Origin of the sequence: Virgibacillus oceani, from assembly GCF_041521345.1 — a bacterium.
GTDB classification, from domain to species: domain Bacteria; phylum Bacillota; class Bacilli; order Bacillales; family Amphibacillaceae; genus Virgibacillus_N; species Virgibacillus_N oceani_A.
In genome coordinates, this window is the sequence record NZ_JBGOHB010000027.1 from 35,432 (window position 1) to 54,830 (window position 19,399).

18 protein-coding genes are annotated in these 19,399 nt (G+C 42.5%); 9 read left to right on the plus strand and 9 right to left on the minus strand.

Annotated elements, in window-relative coordinates; all coding sequences use genetic code 11:
* Window positions 1-258 precede the first annotated feature (258 nt).
* Genes rfbA through ACDX78_RS17510 form a run of 7 tightly spaced genes read left to right on the plus strand, consistent with a single transcriptional unit; the run spans window position 259 to window position 7,039 of the window.
* Window positions 259-1,185 carry a glucose-1-phosphate thymidylyltransferase RfbA gene (gene rfbA / locus ACDX78_RS17480; RefSeq protein WP_486029447.1) on the plus strand — a complete coding sequence of 309 codons (927 nt, stop codon included), beginning with the start codon at window positions 259-261 and terminating at the stop codon, window positions 1,183-1,185.
* Window positions 1,182-2,219, plus strand: coding sequence for a dTDP-glucose 4,6-dehydratase (gene rfbB, locus ACDX78_RS17485; protein ID WP_486029448.1), 1,038 nt, complete (start codon window positions 1,182-1,184; stop codon window positions 2,217-2,219). Before rfbA ends, rfbB begins: the two co-directional genes overlap by 4 nt.
* Window positions 2,195-3,142, plus strand: a complete 948-nt coding sequence (locus ACDX78_RS17490) for a glycosyltransferase family 2 protein (RefSeq protein WP_486029449.1) — start codon at window positions 2,195-2,197, stop codon at window positions 3,140-3,142. Before rfbB ends, ACDX78_RS17490 begins: the two co-directional genes overlap by 25 nt.
* A 40-nt stretch (window positions 3,143-3,182) precedes the next feature.
* Window positions 3,183-3,884 carry a GNAT family N-acetyltransferase gene (locus tag ACDX78_RS17495; RefSeq protein ID WP_486029450.1) on the plus strand — a complete coding sequence of 234 codons (702 nt, stop codon included), beginning with the start codon at window positions 3,183-3,185 and terminating at the stop codon, window positions 3,882-3,884.
* The gene (locus ACDX78_RS17500; RefSeq protein ID WP_486029451.1) at window positions 3,884-4,240 is read left to right on the plus strand and encodes an EamA family transporter; all 357 of its coding nucleotides are present in this window, start codon (window positions 3,884-3,886) and stop codon (window positions 4,238-4,240) included. The genes ACDX78_RS17495 and ACDX78_RS17500 overlap by 1 nt, the downstream gene beginning before the upstream one ends.
* On the plus strand, window positions 4,237-5,376 hold the full coding sequence (gene rffA, locus ACDX78_RS17505) for a dTDP-4-amino-4,6-dideoxygalactose transaminase (RefSeq protein ID WP_486029452.1): 1,140 nt from the start codon (window positions 4,237-4,239) through the stop codon (window positions 5,374-5,376). Before ACDX78_RS17500 ends, rffA begins: the two co-directional genes overlap by 4 nt.
* Window positions 5,339-7,039 carry a DUF6044 family protein gene (locus tag ACDX78_RS17510; protein ID WP_486029453.1) on the plus strand — a complete coding sequence of 567 codons (1,701 nt, stop codon included), beginning with the start codon at window positions 5,339-5,341 and terminating at the stop codon, window positions 7,037-7,039. Before rffA ends, ACDX78_RS17510 begins: the two co-directional genes overlap by 38 nt.
* 142 nt (window positions 7,040-7,181) lie before the next feature.
* Here ACDX78_RS17510 and ACDX78_RS17515 read toward each other — a convergent pair whose 3' ends face one another.
* Window positions 7,182-7,331 (minus strand): hypothetical protein, encoded by a 150-nt coding sequence (locus ACDX78_RS17515; protein ID WP_486029454.1) that lies wholly within the window; start codon window positions 7,329-7,331, stop codon window positions 7,182-7,184.
* 156 nt (window positions 7,332-7,487) lie between these two features.
* On the opposite strand from ACDX78_RS17515, the gene ACDX78_RS17520 reads away from it, so the two are divergent.
* Complete coding sequence (locus ACDX78_RS17520; RefSeq protein ID WP_486029455.1) at window positions 7,488-7,946, plus strand: SRPBCC family protein; 459 nt, start codon at window positions 7,488-7,490, stop codon at window positions 7,944-7,946.
* 160 nt (window positions 7,947-8,106) lie between these two features.
* On the plus strand, window positions 8,107-8,979 hold the full coding sequence (locus tag ACDX78_RS17525) for a YitT family protein (RefSeq protein WP_486029456.1): 873 nt from the start codon (window positions 8,107-8,109) through the stop codon (window positions 8,977-8,979).
* A 734-nt stretch (window positions 8,980-9,713) separates the two neighbouring features.
* On the opposite strand, the gene ilvA is transcribed toward ACDX78_RS17525, so the two are convergent.
* The 8 genes from ilvA to ilvB all read right to left on the minus strand — a co-directional run bounded on the left by ilvA (window position 9,714) and on the right by ilvB (window position 18,828).
* Window positions 9,714-10,661 carry a threonine ammonia-lyase gene (ilvA, locus tag ACDX78_RS17530; RefSeq protein ID WP_486029474.1) on the minus strand — a complete coding sequence of 316 codons (948 nt, stop codon included), beginning with the start codon at window positions 10,659-10,661 and terminating at the stop codon, window positions 9,714-9,716.
* 60 nt (window positions 10,662-10,721) lie between these two features.
* Window positions 10,722-11,309: a 3-isopropylmalate dehydratase small subunit gene (leuD, locus tag ACDX78_RS17535; protein ID WP_486029457.1), complete on the minus strand. Its 588-nt coding sequence runs from the start codon at window positions 11,307-11,309 to the stop codon at window positions 10,722-10,724.
* Between the two features lie 139 nt (window positions 11,310-11,448).
* A complete protein-coding gene (gene leuC, locus ACDX78_RS17540; protein WP_486029458.1) occupies window positions 11,449-12,855 on the minus strand; it encodes a 3-isopropylmalate dehydratase large subunit in 1,407 nt (468 codons plus the stop codon).
* Between the two features lie 14 nt (window positions 12,856-12,869).
* Window positions 12,870-13,976, minus strand: coding sequence for a 3-isopropylmalate dehydrogenase (gene leuB / locus ACDX78_RS17545; protein ID WP_486029459.1), 1,107 nt, complete (start codon window positions 13,974-13,976; stop codon window positions 12,870-12,872).
* 41 nt (window positions 13,977-14,017) lie between these two features.
* Window positions 14,018-15,562 (minus strand): 2-isopropylmalate synthase, encoded by a 1,545-nt coding sequence (locus ACDX78_RS17550; protein ID WP_486029460.1) that lies wholly within the window; start codon window positions 15,560-15,562, stop codon window positions 14,018-14,020.
* Window positions 15,549-16,595 (minus strand): ketol-acid reductoisomerase, encoded by a 1,047-nt coding sequence (gene ilvC / locus ACDX78_RS17555; protein WP_486029461.1) that lies wholly within the window; start codon window positions 16,593-16,595, stop codon window positions 15,549-15,551. Before ilvC ends, ACDX78_RS17550 begins: the two co-directional genes overlap by 14 nt.
* Window positions 16,596-16,633: 38 nt before the next feature.
* Window positions 16,634-17,152, minus strand: a complete 519-nt coding sequence (gene ilvN / locus ACDX78_RS17560; RefSeq protein WP_486029462.1) for an acetolactate synthase small subunit — start codon at window positions 17,150-17,152, stop codon at window positions 16,634-16,636.
* On the minus strand, window positions 17,149-18,828 hold the full coding sequence (gene ilvB, locus ACDX78_RS17565; protein WP_486029475.1) for a biosynthetic-type acetolactate synthase large subunit: 1,680 nt from the start codon (window positions 18,826-18,828) through the stop codon (window positions 17,149-17,151). The genes ilvN and ilvB overlap by 4 nt, the downstream gene beginning before the upstream one ends.
* Window positions 18,829-19,399 lie beyond the last annotated feature (571 nt).

A 19,399-nucleotide genomic window follows, 5' to 3' on the forward strand; every position in this document is an offset into this window, starting at 1 on the left:
AAGTGCATAATCCCTACTATCTGACTATGAATTTATGTATCTATTGCCCCATCCAACCTATTCTCCTGAAATATCCTGCTATCGCTATTTCCAAATCCCCACCTTTTGTAAAAACCGAAATAAACTTGAAATAAAAATGTAAGATTATCGCTTCATAAAAAGGGAAATAGTCTACTAAGCTTAACTGTGGAGGTGCCTGTCACTTCCCGGATTTTGTCGAATTTGCTTGTTTACTTATACTTGAGGGGTGATCTTTAAATGAAAGGTATCATATTGGCAGGTGGCAGTGGAACAAGGCTTTCTCCAAGCACAGACATGATTAATAAACATTTACTTACGGTTTATGACAAGCCAATGATTTATTACCCGCTTTCTGTTCTGATGCTTGGCGGTATAAGAGAAATAATGATTATCAGCACGCCTGAAGATAAACCAAGATTTGAAGTGCTGCTCGGAGATGGGTCTTCCCTTGGAATCTCTCTCATATATAAGGAGCAGATGGATCCTAATGGCATTCCGGAGGCTTTGGCACTTGCAGAAAATTTTATCGGAGATGATGATGTTACACTCATTTTAGGAGATAATATTTTCTATGGTCAAGGTTTTACGACAATTCTCAGAAATGCCATTAAAAAACACAACCATGCTACAGTATTCGGCTACCGAGTAAAAGATCCAAGACGTTTTGGCGTTGTAGCGTTTGATGAAAACCAAAAAGTGGGGTCCATTGAAGAAAAGCCAAAATACCCAAAATCCGATTTTGCAGTGACGGGTCTGTATATTTATGATAATAAAGCTGCGCAGCTGGCAAAAAATCTAGAACCCTCCGATCGTGGAGAAATGGAAATTACAGATTTGAATAAGGAATATTTAAAGCGTGGCGAGCTCGATGTGGAACTTCTTGGGAGAGGGTTTGCCTGGATGGATGCCGGGACACATGAATCCCTATTCGAAGCTTCCGAATTTGTGAAAATTACGCAGCAGAGACAAGGCTTTAAATTAGCATGCCTGGAGGAAATTTCCTATTATCTAGGCTATATATCCCAGCATGAACTTTATAGAAAAGGTAAATCCATGGAAAAAAATGATTATGGTCAGTATTTACTGGAAATAGCTAAAAGAAAACATACTCAGCAATATTGGGATAACAATGATCAAAATCCAATGTTAGGAATGGTTGAATGAAGAAACAAAAATCAACACTGCTTATCACAGGCGGAGCCGGATTCATCGGCTCAAACTTCGTGCACTACATGCTAAAAAAGTATCCAGGTTACCAGATTATTAATATTGATAAATTAACTTATGCCGGTTCAAAGAAAAATCTGCGGGAAGCAGAACGGTATCCAAACTACCTTTTTGTGCAGGCTGATATTACGGATAGCTCGCTCGTAGATGCTCTTTTTAATGAATACAATATTACAGGGGTAATTCATTTTGCAGCCGAGTCACATGTGGACAGATCCATTGAGAATGCAACGGTTTTTACTGAAACCAACCTTGTCGGGACGATGACACTGCTTCAAGCAGCCAAAAATGCCTGGGAAAGACAGGATGTTTTGCAAAAAGCACGCTTTCATCATATTTCAACGGACGAGGTGTATGGATCCTTAGGTAAGGAAGGCATGTTTCATGAAGAAACACCATATGATCCGCGGAATCCGTACAGTGCTTCCAAAGCAGGATCCAATTTGCTAGTAAACAGCTTTGGTCATACTTATGGGATGAATACCGTCATTACGAGCAGCTCCAATAATTACGGGCCGCGGCAGCATGAGGAAAAGCTTATTCCTGCTATTATTTCCAATGCATTAAATGCAAATCCCATTCCAATTTACGGGGATGGGAAAAATGTTCGCGATTGGCTGTATGTCGAGGATCACTGCCAGGCTTTAGACCTTGTTTTTCATCAGGCGGAACCGATGGAAAAATACAACATTGGTGGTGGCAACGAAAAAACAAATATAGAGATAGCGACGCGCATTTGCAATATATTAGACGAGCAACAAGCAGATTTAAGACAGGAAAAGGGGTTAACAAGTTTTACAGATTTAATCACATATACGGAAGACAGGTTAGGACATGACAGAAGATATGCCGTTGATGATTCCAAACTCAGGGACAATTTAGGCTGGAAACCGAATGAAAGTTTAGCTGCAGGGCTTCACAAAACTGTGGACTGGTATGTGAATCAATGGACACCACAGTTAACCCGTTGATTTCCATTGTCGTCCCCGTCTACGGCTGCGAAACTTGCTTGAAAGAACTTTGCAGCCGTCTGGACGAAACCCTGAAATCCATTCCAGCCGATTATGAAATTATATTAGTAAATGATGCCAGTCCGGACGACGCATGGACGACAATCAAAGCATTACATGAAAATAACACATACATTAAAGGAATTGACTTAGCCAGAAATTATGGGCAGCATCATGCAATTACCGCTGGGCTTGATGCTGCAAATGGTGACTGGGTCGTTGTGATGGACTGCGACCTGCAAGATCAGCCGGAAGAAATACCAAAACTTTATGAGAAGGCGCTTGAAGGCTATGAAGTAGTTTTTGGCAAACGTGCCCAGCGGCAGGATAACTGGTTGAAGAAAAAAGCATCCCAGCTTTTTTACCGCATCTATGATTACTTTACCGGTGCTTCTACCGATCATACCGTAGCCAATTTCAGCATTATTTCCAGGAAGGTAGTACGCGGTTTCAGACGAATAAATGAGCAAAATCGTTTTTATCCATTATTTATTCAATGGATGGGATATAAAACAGCTTCTGTTGAGATCAATCACAGTGAACGCAAACAAGGGAAATCCTCTTACAACATCAAGAAACTTGTTTCTCTGGGGACAGACGCGATTATTTCGCAGTCAAACAAACCGCTCCGCCTGTCCATTCAATTTGGATTTCTTATTGCTTCCATATCTTTCATTTATGGATTATATTTATTCGCCCGCTATTTCTTCCTTGATGAAACGGTGCAAGGCTGGACCAGTGTCATGGTGTCCATCTATTTTATCGGCGGCCTGGTCTTCTTTAATTTTGGTGTACTAGGCCTATATATCGGAAAGATTTTTAATGAAGTAAAAGGACGCCCATTATACTTAATCAGGGAAACAACGGAAGATGACGAAAAATAAGTAACTGGATAAAATATTTTATAAAAGCGAGGGAAGAAAAATGCAATTAATCGATGGTTATCTACGTCCCACGCCATGGGATAAACGAAATTTTCATATTGACACCTACGAATTATCAGAAGCAACGGAAACAGCGTTAGCGTTAACAAATGAAACGGAAGGGCATTTCACATTAAAAGTAGACCCTTCCACAAATACACATCAGCTGAACAGATATGGTTTTTATTATGTGGATACGTTGATAGAGCCGGCCTGCAAGAGGGAAAATCTTAAAGTGTTTGATAAGGAAGGAATTCACTTGTCCACGGATTTTGACAAGGATGATGTACTCGCAATTGCCGGGGAAGCCTTTAAAGGCGGGCGTTTTCACCGGGATTTTAATATTCCGGATTTCATGGCGGACCAGAGGTACATGAACTGGGTAAATGATTTGATAATGAAGGATATAATTGTAGGGCTGTACTTTCAGGGTGAGCTTGCCGGCTTTTACGGGCACGTGAATAATAAAGTCCTCCTGCTTGCCATTAAAAAAGAATTTCGGAATAAAAGTTTGGCAAAACCGTTTACAAGTCATGCGGCTTTAGATCAATTTGAAAAAGGGGAACACAACATGCTGACAACCTCTATTTCGCCGTCCAACCTGACATCTTTAAATTTATTTTTATCCCTGGGTTTCCGTCCTCAAGGCGCAGTGGATGTTTACCATAAATTGAACGGATCCTTGCCGGTTGGAGTATCGTGATGGGCTATTTTTATATATTTGGAACGATTATTTTTACAGTGTACGGTCAATTAATCTTAAAATGGAAAATTGATCAATATGGTAATCTGCCAGAACCGTTCTGGGATCGGATTACCTTTCTTTTGCAGCTACTGTTAAATCCCTGGATTCTTTCCGGTTTTTTTGCAGCATTTCTGGCTGCATTAAGCTGGATGGCGGCAATGACTAAGTTCGACATCAGCTACGCGTATCCATTTATGAGTCTGTCCTTTGTCCTTGTTTTTATTTTATCTGCATTTTTATTTGGCGAACCTGTATCATTCCAAAAAGTTATTGGATTTTCATTTATTGTGCTGGGAATTATTGTAATGAGGTGATTGGCTTGATACCATTTTATAAACCATGTGTGACCGGAAAGGAATCTGTTGCAATGCAGCAAGCTTTGGCAAATGGCAAGCTGTCCGGCAATGGGTCGTTTGGAAATAAATGTACAAACTGGCTGGAGGAGCGGTTGGGATGTGAAAAAGCTATCCTTACGCCATCTTGTACAGATGCACTTGAGATGACAGCTTTATTAATGGAGATTAGAGACGGCGATGAAGTGATCATGCCTTCTTATACATTTGTTTCCTCAGCGAATGCATATGCATTATGGGGTGCTTCCATCCGCTTTATTGATGTCGATCCGTTAACGATGAATATGGATGCTGACCTTATTGAAGCAGCCGTTACCGAACGGACTAAAGCGATTGTAGCGGTGCATTATGCGGGTGTTTCCTGTGATACGGATAAAATTATGGACATTGCAGAGCGGCATCATCTTTTTGTTATTGAAGATGCTGCCCAGGCGTTAATGAGTACATATAAGGATAAGCCGCTGGGCACTATCGGACATTTTGGGACGTTCAGTTTTCATGATACGAAAAATTATACTTGCGGAGAAGGCGGTGCGTTATTAATTAATGATCCTGCCCAAATGGAACGAGCAGAAATTTTACAGGAAAAAGGCACGGACCGCTCCAAATTTGTGCGTGGGCAGGTGGATAAATATACATGGCAGGATATTGGTTCTTCCTATTTATTAAGTGAAATCAATGCGGCTTTTCTGTCTGTGCAGTTCGAGCAAGCTAATGTTATTCTGGAGGACAGAATGAAAACCTGGGAGATATACCGACAAGGACTTAAGAGCTTGTCTGAACAAGGGCGGATCGAAATCCCCTATGTGCCTGCGAATGCTGCCCATAATGCACATATGTTTTTTGTGAAAGCAAAAGACGAAGAAACGCGTAACAGGCTCATGGATTTTTTAGCGGATAAGCAAATTCAAACTACTTCCCATTATGTGCCGCTGCATAATTCGGTTGCTGGCAGAAAATATGGCAAGTTTATTGGTGAGGACAAATATACTACGGCAGACGGAACCAGAATACTTCGCCTGCCATTGTATTATGAAATGGGAGAAGAGGATGCGCGATATGTCATCGATCAGATCCAGACTTTTTACAAAGCATAATATTATCATCGGTGTTGCGGTGTTTATTATTATTTTATATCTTATGCCCTATTTTGTATTGGGAGAGAACACCCACATCCGCGAACATGACAATCTGGATTCCAATATCGTCTGGTATAAACTGCTTGCTGAAAGTGGTGAAATCTTTACATTAAACGATACGAGGCTGCCAAATGTAATCAACGGTCTGCCAAGAAGTGCGCTTGCTTCCGGACTGGATGCCATGGTCTGGCTGTATGTGCTTTTTGAGCCGATGACTGCATATACGATTGGTCAGACAATCATGCGGTTTGCCGCGTTTATCGGGATGTATTTTTTGCTGAAGCGACATGTTATACGCGATGAAAAATACCATATTATTGTAGTGGGAGCTGCCCTGGCATTTGCCATACTTCCTTTTTGGCCGTCGGGAATGCTGTCCATAGCCGGGCTTCCACTTGCGCTGCATATCTTTTTGACGATTAAAAAACGCGGGAAGGATACCCCGTGGTATTACTGGCTAACGCTTTTACTGATTCCCTTTTTGTCGAATTTTATTTTAACGTTTGTTTTCTTTTTGGCGATCATGGGAATGGTGTGGCTTGTTGACTGGATTCGCACGAAGCAGTCGGATTGGGTGTTTTTTAGTGCGATTGCTTCAATGACGGCCATTTATGTCGCGAAAAATTACCTGCTTATTTCCTCCATGTTTTTTGATGACGGATTTGTTTCCCACCGGGAGGAGTTGAGTCTGGGTCATAATTCATTTGAACGGAGCATCGAGCTGTCATTTGAAAATTTTTTATTTGATCACACCCATGACTTATCAGAACATTTCTTGGTAATTGTCCCTGTAATCGGGATTGCTTTTATTATAGCAGCTGTCCGCAAATTAAATGTGAAGCTGCTGCTGGCACTGTTTATATTTAATTTTGCCATATCAGTCTGGTATGCCTTTTGGTACTGGGAAGGCTGGCGGGTTGTAAAAGATAATTTTGAAGTGGCCAATACATTTAATTTTGCGCGAATTCATTTTTTTGATCCTGCGATCTGGTATGTCTCATTTGCACTGGCTTTAGTCATTTTGTGGCAGTCTTTCCGGTATGGGAAATTAATCGTTATATCGCTAATCGTTGTGCAATGCGGCATCCTGTTCAGTCTGAATGAAGAGTCAAAGTACAGTGCGGTTGGAAGAGCTACTTTTCAGGAATTTTATTCGGAAACATTGTTTGATGAGGTGCAGGAATATATCGGCATGGATCCCTCGGAATATAGGGTTGTCAGTATAGGCATGCACCCAACCATCGCGCAATATAATGGGTTTTACACACTGGATACGTACAATAACAGTTTTCCCCTTGAATATAAACATGATTTCCGTGAAGTGATCGAAGGAGAACTGGAGAAAGATCCGGAGCTGGAGAATTACTTCGACACATGGGGCGGCAGGCTTTATATGTATGTAGCAGATCATGGGGAAAATTATATGTTTACAAAAGACCGCGAAGAAGAAGGAACGATTGAAGAGTTGGATATTAATACGGAAGCGTTGAAGGAGCTTGGCGGTGATTATATACTCTCTGCTGTTCCAATTGAGAACAGTGAAAAGCTTGATCTGAAGCTGGAAGAGACGTTTGAGCATAAAGAATCTCCTTGGAAAATTTGGTTGTATAGAGTACAGTAGCGTGAAGGAATTGAACGGCTCGACTCTCTAACCGAATGGAACCTATGGAAATCAACGGGAATGACCGTTTTTCAGTACGCAGCATGAAATCTAATAGAAAACCTCTTACTTTCTTCTATTATAAGATGAAGTAAGTGGTTTTTTACGTTTTGGATGTCATTAAATTATTTTGAAACATGTTCGGTAAAATCAGCCAGCAATCTCGCCCCAAGTCCTTTGCAGATTTTACGTAATAGCCATTTTCTTCTTGGGTAAGATTATTCCCTTCATATATTATCGTCGCTTCATTCATCCATTATCTCTGCTTCATTCTATTTATTCGACACACGAAGTAATAAACCCTTCAATGAAAATATTTTATCAGATGAAGGTATTCTACAACATTGCCATGCATATAATGAAAAATGTGCAAAATGCTATCTTTTACATATAAGGAGGTATGTGCGAAATGCCAAGCGGACTTCATCAGCTCGAATTAGAAATTCCCATTCACCATGCTTGGGGATTTGTAAAGGATATGAACAACTGGGCTCCCCTGGTGCCTGGTTATACCGGGCACGAACAGCTAAACGACAGACAGTCAACCTGGACCTTTACAGGGGATGCAGGGATCGTCCAAAAAACGATTCATTTACGAGTAGATATTCAGGAGTGGAACGAACCTACAAAAGTTACATTTACATTAAAAGGGATCAATGAAAATTTTTCAGGCAACGGTTATTTTCAGGCAAATTCAATTAGTGACACATCCATCAAAATGACAGGGTATATGCAAATTTCCGCTAAAGGGATCACGGGACCAATGATCAATCCCCTCTTAAAGACGCTCATTCCCAAAACAATTAAAAGGTTCACTGAAACGGTTGCAGACAGCATGATGAAAATGGAGACGGTAGGAGCTGGTTAATCGTGATGGCTTTTCACCTCATCGATGAGGTGAAAAGCTTTTTTGTTTTTTTATCAATACATTAAAAATCTATCCTATTTACTCTACTATGACCAAGTGGTAGAATATAACAGGCAACTAATCACGCAGGCTTTACTTGCCTGGAAAGGATCCTGCTCCTATGACTAAAATCATCGATAAACTTCATAAACCGACAGTCGAATATTTACAGATTATCATTGGCGCAACCCTTGTCGCCCTGTCCTATAATTTATTTCTATTACCATCTAAGCTTGCTGCAGGTGGTATCTCGGGGATAAGTACAATTTTATTCGAACTGTATGCACTTAGCCCTGCCTTCACACAATTTTTGATTAATATTCCTATTTTTGTTATAGGCTGGCTTGCTATGGGCTCAGACTTTAGCTGGAAAACACTGGCTGGCACTTTTTGGGTGCCTTTTGTTATATGGCTTACTGCTGGTGTTCCGTATACAGTAACAAACCCGCTGCTCGGTGCCATTTACGGCGGGATAATTTTAGGAGCCGGTCTCGGTATTGTTTATAAAGGAAATGGCTCAACTGGGGGAACTGCAGCCATTGCTCAGATTGTAAAGAAATCCACCGGGCTGTCCAGCGGATATTCCCAGCTTTTTGTAGACGGTGTGGTTGTCATTTCTTCTATTATTGTGTTTAATTTGGAAATTACATTATTTGCTTTAATGTGTATTTATATAACTAGTAAAACCATAGATGTCGTACAGTTACGCACCTCTGCTACGAAACTTATCATGATTATTACTGAGAATGAAGTGAAAATTCAGCAAATCATCAGTAATGAAATAGACCGGGGACTTACCAAAGTTCGTTCCGTCGGCGGCTATTCAAACGAGGACAAAACAATGATCCTTTGTGTGACCGAGCATCAGGAGGCTGTTCAATTGAGAAAGATCTTGCAAAAAGAAGAACCTGATACATTTGTTATTTTTATTAATGCATCTGAGATTTTGGGTCGCGGTTTTTCGTTAGACAAGTATTATGGGCAGAAACTGTAGCTTGTGTATGTCTGTATTTATTGCTAGGATAGCAGTTGTTTTTAGTGAGCTTCTATCTAAATGAATATTTTTCCCCAGTAGCCGACACACTGAAGAAGTGTTAGAGCTGGGCTATGTGACGTTTGCATCGTGTTTGACGTGCTGGAGGTTTGATAGAGATCGCCTATCTGACGGTTGCATCGGGTTTGGCGGGCTGGAGGGATGATAGAGCAGGGCTATCTGACATTTGCATCGTGTTTGGCCCGCTGTAGGGCTGATAGAGATCGCCTATCTGACGGTTGCACCGGGTTTGCCATACAGGAGGGCCGATAGAGCAGGGCTATCTGACATTTGCATCGTGTTTGGCCCGCTGTAGGGCTGATAGAGATCGCCTATCTGACGGTTGCATCGGGTTTGGCGGGCTGGAGGGATGATAGAGCAGGGCTATCTGACATTTGCATCGGGTTTGGCCCGCTGTAGGGCTGATAGAGATAGCCTATCTGACGGTTGCATCGGGTTTGCCATACAGGAGGGCCGATAGACCTCACGTATGTCACCACTAGCACGAAATTAGCGAGTTACAAGATGTATAGAGGTCGTGCTATGTCATCTTTCTAAACACGGCTGCAGACTTAACATGTTTAGAATAAATTTTATATGACCAAACTGCCCGTGCCGAACAAATTTGCTAATATTAAAATTTAAAAAAAGAATCCACCTCCTCATATAAGATGAATTCTTTTCCTTATGTTAACCTAAGCCGAATGATGAAAGCTTTTAGCCAGATTCTGGATTTTAGCCATCATGCTGATATCCAAGTTGCCACCGCTGACAACAACCCCGCAATGCCTTGATTTAATCTTATTTTTATAGGCGAATAATGCAGCAATGGATGCTGCTCCTGCACCTTCGATTAATGTTTTGTTTCTCTCCAGCATGTAAAGAATAGCTGATGCGATTTCAGCATCGGTTACGGTTACAATATCATCCACATATTCCTGGATTACCGGCAATGTGTGCTGACCGGGTTTTTTCACGGCAATACCTTCTGCAATGGTATTTACGGATGTAATAGTTTTCATCCGATTCTTATGGTAACTTTCATACATTGCCGGGGCACCTTGAGCCTGCACACCGATCACCTTTATATTCCGGTTCACATGTTTTGCCCCTACAGCGATTCCGCTTATGAGCCCGCCTCCGCCAATAGGGACAATGATGGTATCCATACGGTCTTCCTGGCGCAGCATCTCCATGGCAATAGTGCCTTGCCCAGCCATGATATCATAATCATCAAACGGGTGGATATACACGGCACCAGTCTGTAATTGTTTCTTCAAAGATGCTTCATATGCTTCCTGAAATGTCTCTCCTGTTAAAACAACATGTGCTCCATAATTTCGCGTTGCATCTACCTTTGCAGCTGGCGTCTTTTCAGCCATGAAAATAGTGGCTTTCACTCCCAATTTGGCTGCTGCATAGGCAACACCCTGGGCATGATTTCCTGCAGAAGCAGTAATCACGCCTCTTTTTAATTGCTTTTTCGGCAACTGCATTAACTTAAAAGTGGCGCCCCGAAATTTAAATGCGCCGGTTTTCTGCTGGTTTTCCATCTTAAAATAAACGTTCTTGCCGATTAATCGATTCGTTGTTTCTGAAGTAAGTAATGATGTGCGATGAACAATCGGTTTTAAGCGGCCCATTGCCGTATGCACTTTTTCACCTGTTAAGCAATCCCCAAAAGGTTCACTCTCCTCTTCATCTTATAAGTTAATTTCGTTTTCGTAAGCCTCGATTCTAGCTTCATGATGCAAGGTTAAAGAAATATCATCCCAGCCATTCAACAGCTTTTGTTTATGAAATTCCGGGATTTCAAAAGACACTTCATGGCCATTTTCATCTGTAATTGTCTGTTTCTTTAAATCAATCTGAAGTTCCAATGCTGCATTCTCAGCTCGCCTCATCCACTGCTTCATCTGCTTTTCATTCATCTGCACGAGAAGAAGTCCATTTTTCATAGCATTATTGTGAAAAATATCAGCAAAACTTGGTGCTATAATAACCTTGAAACCATAATCCAGGATTGCCCATGGAGCATGCTCTCGTGAAGAACCGCAGCCGAAATTTTCCCCGCCTAAAAGAATAGTGGCATCTTTATATTTCTCCTCGTTCAAACTGAATGTATCTCTTAACTTTCCATCATCATCAAAGCGCCAGTGGTAAAAAAGAAACTGCCCAAAACCCGTACGTTCAATTCTCTTTAAAAACTGTTTTGGTATAATTTGATCTGTATCCACATTACTCCGATCCAGCGGATACACACTTCCTTTATGACTTTCAATTGCTTCCATAATAAGGTACCTCCTTACCACACTTGTTTGGCTGGCAGATGTCCATCATCTGCCTATAAATAGGGGGCGCAACCCGCTTTACAATGCAAGTTGCTATCCATACTAAGCCCGTCGATTAACTGTATAAATACTGCAATTTTCAGCTGACCGCTCCAACAAATTTGCGAACATCAACAAAATGACCTTCTATCGCTGCAGCTGCCGCCATTTCCGGACTGACCAGGTGTGTTCTGGATCCATTTCCTTGGCGTCCTTCAAAATTCCGGTTGGAAGTGGAGGCACAGCGGCCACCAGGCGGCACAACGTCGTCATTCATGGCGAGGCACATGCTGCATCCAGCCTCTCTCCATTCAAAGCCGGCTTCCTTAAATACCGTATCAAGGCCTTCTTTTTCTGCCTGTAATTTGATGCTGAATGATCCTGGTACCACAATTGCCCTTACATTACCATTTACCTTTTTCCCTTTCACTATGGCAGCAGCCTTCTGCAAGTCACTTAATCTGGAATTCGTACAGGATCCAATGAATACGTGATCAATTTCAATGGAACTAATCGGTTGGTTTTCTTCCAGTCCCATATATTCCAGGGCACGTTTTACATCTTCCCGACTTTCTGCTTCATCCAGAGAAGGAGTTGCAGCACTTACCGGAACACACATGCCGGGATTTGTTCCCCAGGAAACCTGCGGCTCGATTTCCGCTGCATGAATCGTTACCGTCTTATCATACTCGGCTCCTTCATCAGTCGCCAAATCAAGCCAGGCATCTGCCGCTTCATTAAAAGCGTCTCCCGCTGCCACATATTCCTTTCCTTTTAAAAATTCCACTGTAGTCTTATCCGGGCTAATCAATCCGGCTCTTGCTCCTGCTTCGATCGACATATTACAGACGGTCATGCGTTCCTCCATGGATAAATTGCGAATTGCATCCCCCGTATATTCAATGACATGCCCTGTACCGAAACGGACACCGAATTTAGCAATGATCGCTAAAATTAAATCCTTTGCAGTCACTCCAGGCCCCAGCTCTCCTTCGACTTTCACATTCAATGTTTTGGGACGCTCCTGCCAAATGGATTGTGTGGCAAGTACATGCTCCACTTCACTCGTACCGATACCAAAAGCAAGTGCACCAAAGGCGCCGTGGGTGGATGTATGACTGTCCCCGCACACAATGGTTTTCCCGGGCTGAGTTAAACCAAGCTGCGGACCGATCACATGTACGATTCCCTGATCGGGATGATACATATCAGCAAGCGGTATTCCATATTCTTCACAGTTTTCTTTTAATGTTTCCATCTGTTTTTTGGCAATTTCATCTTTAATAACATCCCGATTTTTCGTAGGCACATTATGGTCGACCGTGGCATAGGTCAGATCTGGCCGGCGTACTTTACGATTATTCAATCGCAGTCCCTCAAAAGCCTGAGGGGAGGTTACTTCATGAACCAAGTGCAGATCAATATATAATAAATCAGGCCTTCCTTCTTCTTTGTGAACCACATGTTTATTCCATATTTTTTCGACAATCGTTTCAGGCTTCCCCATGTCAAATCCCCCCATTACGCATACATACTGCAAATACTATCTGAAACGCTTTTGGTTGTCAGATTATCCAGAATCACATTTGTCATTTCATTCGTACCGATCGTTTTTCCACCTTTTACTTGCAGATCAGCTGTATGGAAGCCTTGTTCCACAGTCTGACGTACTGCTTCTTCTATTTCAAAGGCTTCTTCCTCCATGCCAAATGAATATTTCAGCATCATGGCAGTGGACAAAATCATTCCCAGCGGATTGGCAATACCTTTGCCTGCAATATCCGGTGCGGAACCATGCACCGGTTCATACATACCGAAACCATCAGAGCGAACACTGGCTGATGGCAGCATTCCTATCGATCCGGTTAAAACGGATGCTTCATCGCTTAAAATATCACCAAATAAATTTTCTGTAACCATTACGTCAAAGCTGGCCGGGTTGGTAATTAGCTTCATGGCCGCTGCATCCACTAAGAGATGCTCCACTTCCACATCCGGATAATCCCTTGCCTTTTCATTGACAACTTCTCTCCACATTCTGCTGGACTCAAGCACATTTGCTTTATCAACAGAAGTAAGATGCTTTCTTCTCATTTGTGCACTTTCAAATGCTTTATCCACGATCTGTTCCATTTCTTCCCGGGAGTACGCCAGTGTGTCGACCACATCTTTGCCGTTATTTCTCCGTTCACTTGGCTTCCCGAAATACAAGCCGCCGGTGAGTTCCCGGATGATCATAATATCACTGTCTTTGACAATCTCTTCTTTTAAAGGGGAAGCGTGTAATAACGGAAGAAAGCTTTTAACCGGACGCAAATTTGCAAATAAACCAAGCTCTTTTCGTATACCGAGCAATCCTTTTTCCGGACGTAAATGACTGGGATAATCATCCCATTTCGGCCCGCCAACTGCCCCCAGCAAAATCGCATCTGCATCCTGGCATGCATTTAACGTTTCATCAGGGAGCGGAGTGCCAGACTTATCAAGGGCTTCCCCTCCAATTTCATGCGCATGAAAAACAAAACGATGCCCATACTCATTTGCAATCGTATTTAACACTATTTTCGCTGACTCCATGACTTCTTTTCCTACACCGTCACCAGGAAGTAAAATAATCTGCTTAATCATCACGCTTCCTCCTTTTTTCTTGCTGTTACCTTCTTGACAAACTATGAACGGACAACTTCTTTTTTACGGTTCGCATGCTGTACAATATGCCGATTTACAGCATTGATAAATGCATTTGCTGAAGCCTCGACCACATCCTGTGCCGAGCCTCGGCCATTTTCCATTTCACCATTGACCATCAGCTGTACATGAGATTCTGCCAGAGCATCCCTCCCACCGCCAACGGATGAGATTTGATAGTCTATCAGTTTTACTTCTTCAGCAATGAGTGCATCCAATGTTTTATACAGTGCTTCTACACTTCCCTGACCGGTACATGCTGTCTGAATGATGTCTCCTTCAGGGGTTTTCATGGACACGGTTGCTGTTGGAATGTTCGCTGTTCCGTATTGCACTTGGAACATTTGCATTTCATATTTTCTCGCAGCGGCTGTATCTGTTTGAATATCTGTCAGCAGGGTGAAAATATCATCGTCCGTTACTTCCTTTTTGCCATCTGTAAGCTGTTTAAATGCGTCAAATGCTTCCTTCAGCTTTTCGTCTGAAAGCGCATAGCCAAACTCTTCCACTTTATCTTTAAACGCGTGACGGCCGGAATGCTTTCCTAAAAATAATGTGTTCGACTTCACACCGACCATTTCTGGTGTAATAATTTCATAGGTTTCCGTATTTTTTAATACACCGTCCTGGTGAATTCCTGATTCATGGGCGAAAGCATTACGGCCAACTACTGCTTTATTTCCCGGTACGGACATGCCTGTGAATTTTGCCACCATGTCACTTGTACGTTTTATTTCATTTAATTTGAGATTCGTATGATAAGGATAAAAATCAGAGCGTATTTTGAGTGCCAATGCTACTTCTTCCAGAGAAGCATTTCCTGCGCGCTCTCCGATGCCGTTGATGGTGCCTTCCACCTGGGTAACCCCGTTTTCTACAGCTGCGATAGAATTGGCAACCGCCATGCCAAGGTCATCATGGCAATGACAGGAAAGCTGGACTTTATCAATGTTTGACACATTTTCTCTCATATACTTGAACATGTCGCCGTATTCTTTTGGTGTCGTATAGCCTACGGTGTCCGGCAAGTTTATAACAGTGGCCCCTGCGTCAATTACCTGTTCAATAATTTGCGCAAGGAATTTCCAGTCCGATCTTGAAGCATCTTCTGCAGACCATTCCACCTCGGAAAATTTCTGTTTCGCGTAGCTCACCATGGAAACAGCTGTGTCAATGACCTGTTCAGGCGTTTTTTTCAACTTGTAAGTCATATGAATTGGCGATGTTGCCAGGAATAGATGCAGACTTGGCGATGCTGCACCTTTTAATGCTTCCCATGCGATATCCACATCAGATTTCGTTGTTCTGGCCAGCCCAATGACGGAAGTGTCTTTAATCGTATCTGCAATAGCTTTTACCGCTTGGAAATCTCCTTTGGAGGAAGCAGGGAATCCTGCTTCCATCCGGTCTATTCCGAGACGCTCCAGCTGTTTGGCAATTTCCAGTTTTTCAATCTGATTCAGGTTAACGCCAGGCGACTGTTCTCCGTCCCTTAGTGTTGTATCAAAAATCTTAATTTGTGACATGAACTTTCACATCCTTTTGCTTTGTTTGTTGACTTTTCTGTAATGGCTGTTTTACAAAAGGCATTAATTCACGTAACTCCCTTCCGACAGTTTCGATTTGGTGTTTGTTTTCTCTCGCATTGATTGCATTAAATTGCGGGCGATTTGCCTGGTTTTCCAAAATCCAACCTTGGGCAAATTTACCTGACTGCACATCTTCAAGAATTTCTTTCATTCGCGCTTTTGTTTCATCATTGATTACTTCTGGTCCGGATACAAAGTCGCCCCACTGGGCTGTATCGGAGATGGAATAACGCATATTTTCCAAGCCGCCTTCATAAAGAAGGTCCACGATCAATTTCATTTCATGCAGGCACTCAAAGTATGCCACTTCCGGCTGATACCCTGCTTCTGTCAATGTTTCAAACCCTGCTTTAATTAGGTTTGTCACACCGCCGCAAAGCACGGCCTGCTCCCCAAACAAATCAGTTTCGGTTTCTTCCTGAAAACTTGTTTCCAGTACGCCCGCTCTTGCAGCACCGATGCCTTGAGAATAAGCAAGTGCGACTTTCACTGCTTCTCCGGTCACATCTTGGTAAACACCGTATAACGCTGGAACCCCTTCTCCATCTTCATATGTCCTTCGCACCAAGTGTCCTGGTCCCTTTGGAGCTACGAGGAACACATCCACGTCTGACGGTGGTACAATCTGGCTGAAATGGATGTTAAATCCATGAGCAAATGCCACTGCATTTCCTTCATCAAGATTTTCTTTAATGCTTTCGTTATACACTGCAGTCTGCTGTTCATCCGGCAGCAGGACCATAACGATATCAGCCTGTTTTGTTGCTTCTGCTACGGAAAAAACGGAAAATCCGTCTGCTTCTGCTTTCTTTTGCGAGTTTCCTTGGCGCAATCCAACAATCACATCATAACCGCTGTCACGCAGGTTTTGTGCATGGGCGTGACCCTGTGAGCCATAACCAATCACGGCGATTTTTTTGTTTTTCAATACCTCTGTTTGAATGTCTTTTTCATACAATACTTTTGACATTTTCCATTCCTCCCAATTTTTAAAATATATTTTTTCATTTAGATTAAATGTGAATTTATTTCAGCTACTCTTTCCGGCTGTTGTCCTCTTAAGAAAGCTGTAATACCAGTTTTTGTCAATTCCTTGATCCCATATGGTTTAAGCAGGGAAATGAGTGCTTCCACTTTATCCGGCTTGCCTGTCACCTGGATGGTTAAACTGTCTTTGCTGACGTCGATGACCGAAGCTCGAAACGGTGCAATGATCCCTTGAATTTCCGCCCGCAGCCCGCCGCTTCCGCCTACTTTGATCAAAGCCAGCTCCCTGGCGACGATCGCTTTATCGGTAATATCGGTTACCTTTAACACATCAATTTGTTTATTGAGCTGCTTTGTTAGTTGTTCAAGCTTATGCTCATCATGTACATCCACAACAAAGGTCATTTTCGAAACACCGGGAGTTTCCGATGTCCCAACGGAAATACTGTCAATATTGAATTGTCGCTTATACAGCATGCCGGTAATCCGGTTTAATACTCCGCTTCTGTCTTGCACAGTTGCGATGATGATCCGTTTCATTTCGTCACCCCTATCATTTCATTGAGCCCTTTTCCGGGGGCGATCATCGGGTAAACCTTTTCTCCCTGTGCAATGCGGCAATCCACAACAACTGGACCATTATACGAAAATATATCTTCCAGCATGCCTGGTACTTCCGATTCATCCTCGACCTTGATCCCGCGGATTCCATAGCTCTCTGCCAGTTTCACAAAATCAGGGTTCGTGTGCAGGATCGATTCGGAATATCGTTTATCATAAAACGTTTCCTGCCATTGCCTCACCATTCCAAGTGCCTGATTATTAACGATCATCACTTTTACTGGAAGATTCCTTTCATAAATAACCGATAATTCCTGTAGGGTCATTTGAAATCCGCCATCCCCAACAACTGCAATAACCAAATCATCCGGTAAACCTAATTGAGCACCAATTGCTGCAGGAAAGCCAAATCCCATCGTCCCGAGCCCGCCTGAAGTTACCCAGCGGTTAGGTTTATCAAAAGCATAATACTGGGCCGCCCACATTTGATGCTGACCTACATCTGTAGTTACAATCGCTTCACCATCTGAGGTCTTGTAAATTCGTTCAAGCAGCCATTGCGGTGACAAGTATTGCTGTGGTTTTTCGTACCAAAACGGAAACTCATGTTTGTTTTGCTTCAGCTCATTTTTCCATTTTTCCTGTTCAGGTGCCTCTATTTTCATTTTCAGTAATGATTGCAATGTCTCTTTGGCATCTGCCACAACCGGAATTTCCGTTGTGACATTTTTCCCGATTTCTGCCGGATCGATATCAATATGGGCAACTTTTGCTTCAGGGGCAAAGGACTGCAAATTCCCTGTCAGCCGGTCATCAAACCTTGCGCCGATATTGATTAATAAGTCGCATTCATACAACGCTGTATTTGCCGCATAACTCCCGTGCATTCCTGCCATACCAAGCGATAATGGATGCGTACCCGGAAAGCTGCCTAATCCAAGCAGTGTGTTTGCCACCGGAAGATCATATTTCACGGCAAATTCCTTCAGCTCCTCGGAGGCATTCGCAAATAACACACCTGCACCTGCTAAGATAACAGGTTTTTTCGAGCGGCCAATCGCCTGGGAAAGCTTCGTTATCTGCAATGGATTCGGGTGTTTATTTGGCTGATATCCCGGTAAATAAAAATCTTTTTTTACATGAATTTCCGCTATTTCTGCAGATATGTTTTTTGGAATATCAATCACCACCGGTCCTGGTCTTCCTGTAGTAGCAATATGAAAAGCTTCTTTCACTATGCTTGGCAGATCCTCTGTATGATGAATTTGGTAATTGTATTTCGTTACAGGAGTTGTAACTCCCATTACATCCGCTTCCTGAAAAGCATCGGTGCCGATAACACTATCGGCCACTTGACCTGTAAATACAACGAGCGGGAGGGAATCCATCATGGCATCTGTCAAGCCGGTAATTAAATTTGTTGCACCAGGACCGGATGTGGCAAGCACAACGCCTGCTTTACCGGTAACACGTGCGTATCCTTCCGCTGCATGAATGGAGCCTTGTTCATGACGGGCGAGTACATGTTCAAATGTCGCATCGCTTCGGTATAATGCATCGTAAATGGGTAAGACCGCCCCTCCCGGATAACCAAAAATGGTATCCACACCTTCATCCATCAAAGACTCAATAAGCAGATCAGCACCCGTTATCATTTTTGTCTTACGTTCCAATTCTTGCTTAGCTTCAGCTTCTACCTTCACTACTACATGCCTCCTTAATGCTAATAAATATTATTTTTAAAGAATAAAAAAGGACCCTCTTCTCCCTATCTGCGCACATGTTTACAGAATTGTTGGGGAGAAAAGAGTCCACTTTTCACGGTACCACCCAGGTTTACAGCATCCTCGCGAATACTGTCTTACCAAGCTAAAGTATCAGCCTGAATGGATAACAGGTACACACTTGCGCACCTGGCTGAGTCTAATTGGTATTGTCGTGACCAGAGCTACTTGCTGCTTACAGTAAGTAGGGTTACCTCTTTCGCTCTATCAGACAAATAATGCCGTTCGATCTCAGCACTCAGGGATGATGTCGAAAACAATATGCACTTCCGGGCTTCCAGCAACCCCGGATCTCTGTAAGTTGCATCTTTATTGTTTCTTTTTTCCCGTCATCGAGTTAATTTTATAGATTCGTTGTTTTTAAATACATTGCTGTTTTGTGAATATTTGATATTGCCGATAATCATATAATGTTTTTTTAAAGACGTCAACAGGTATTTTT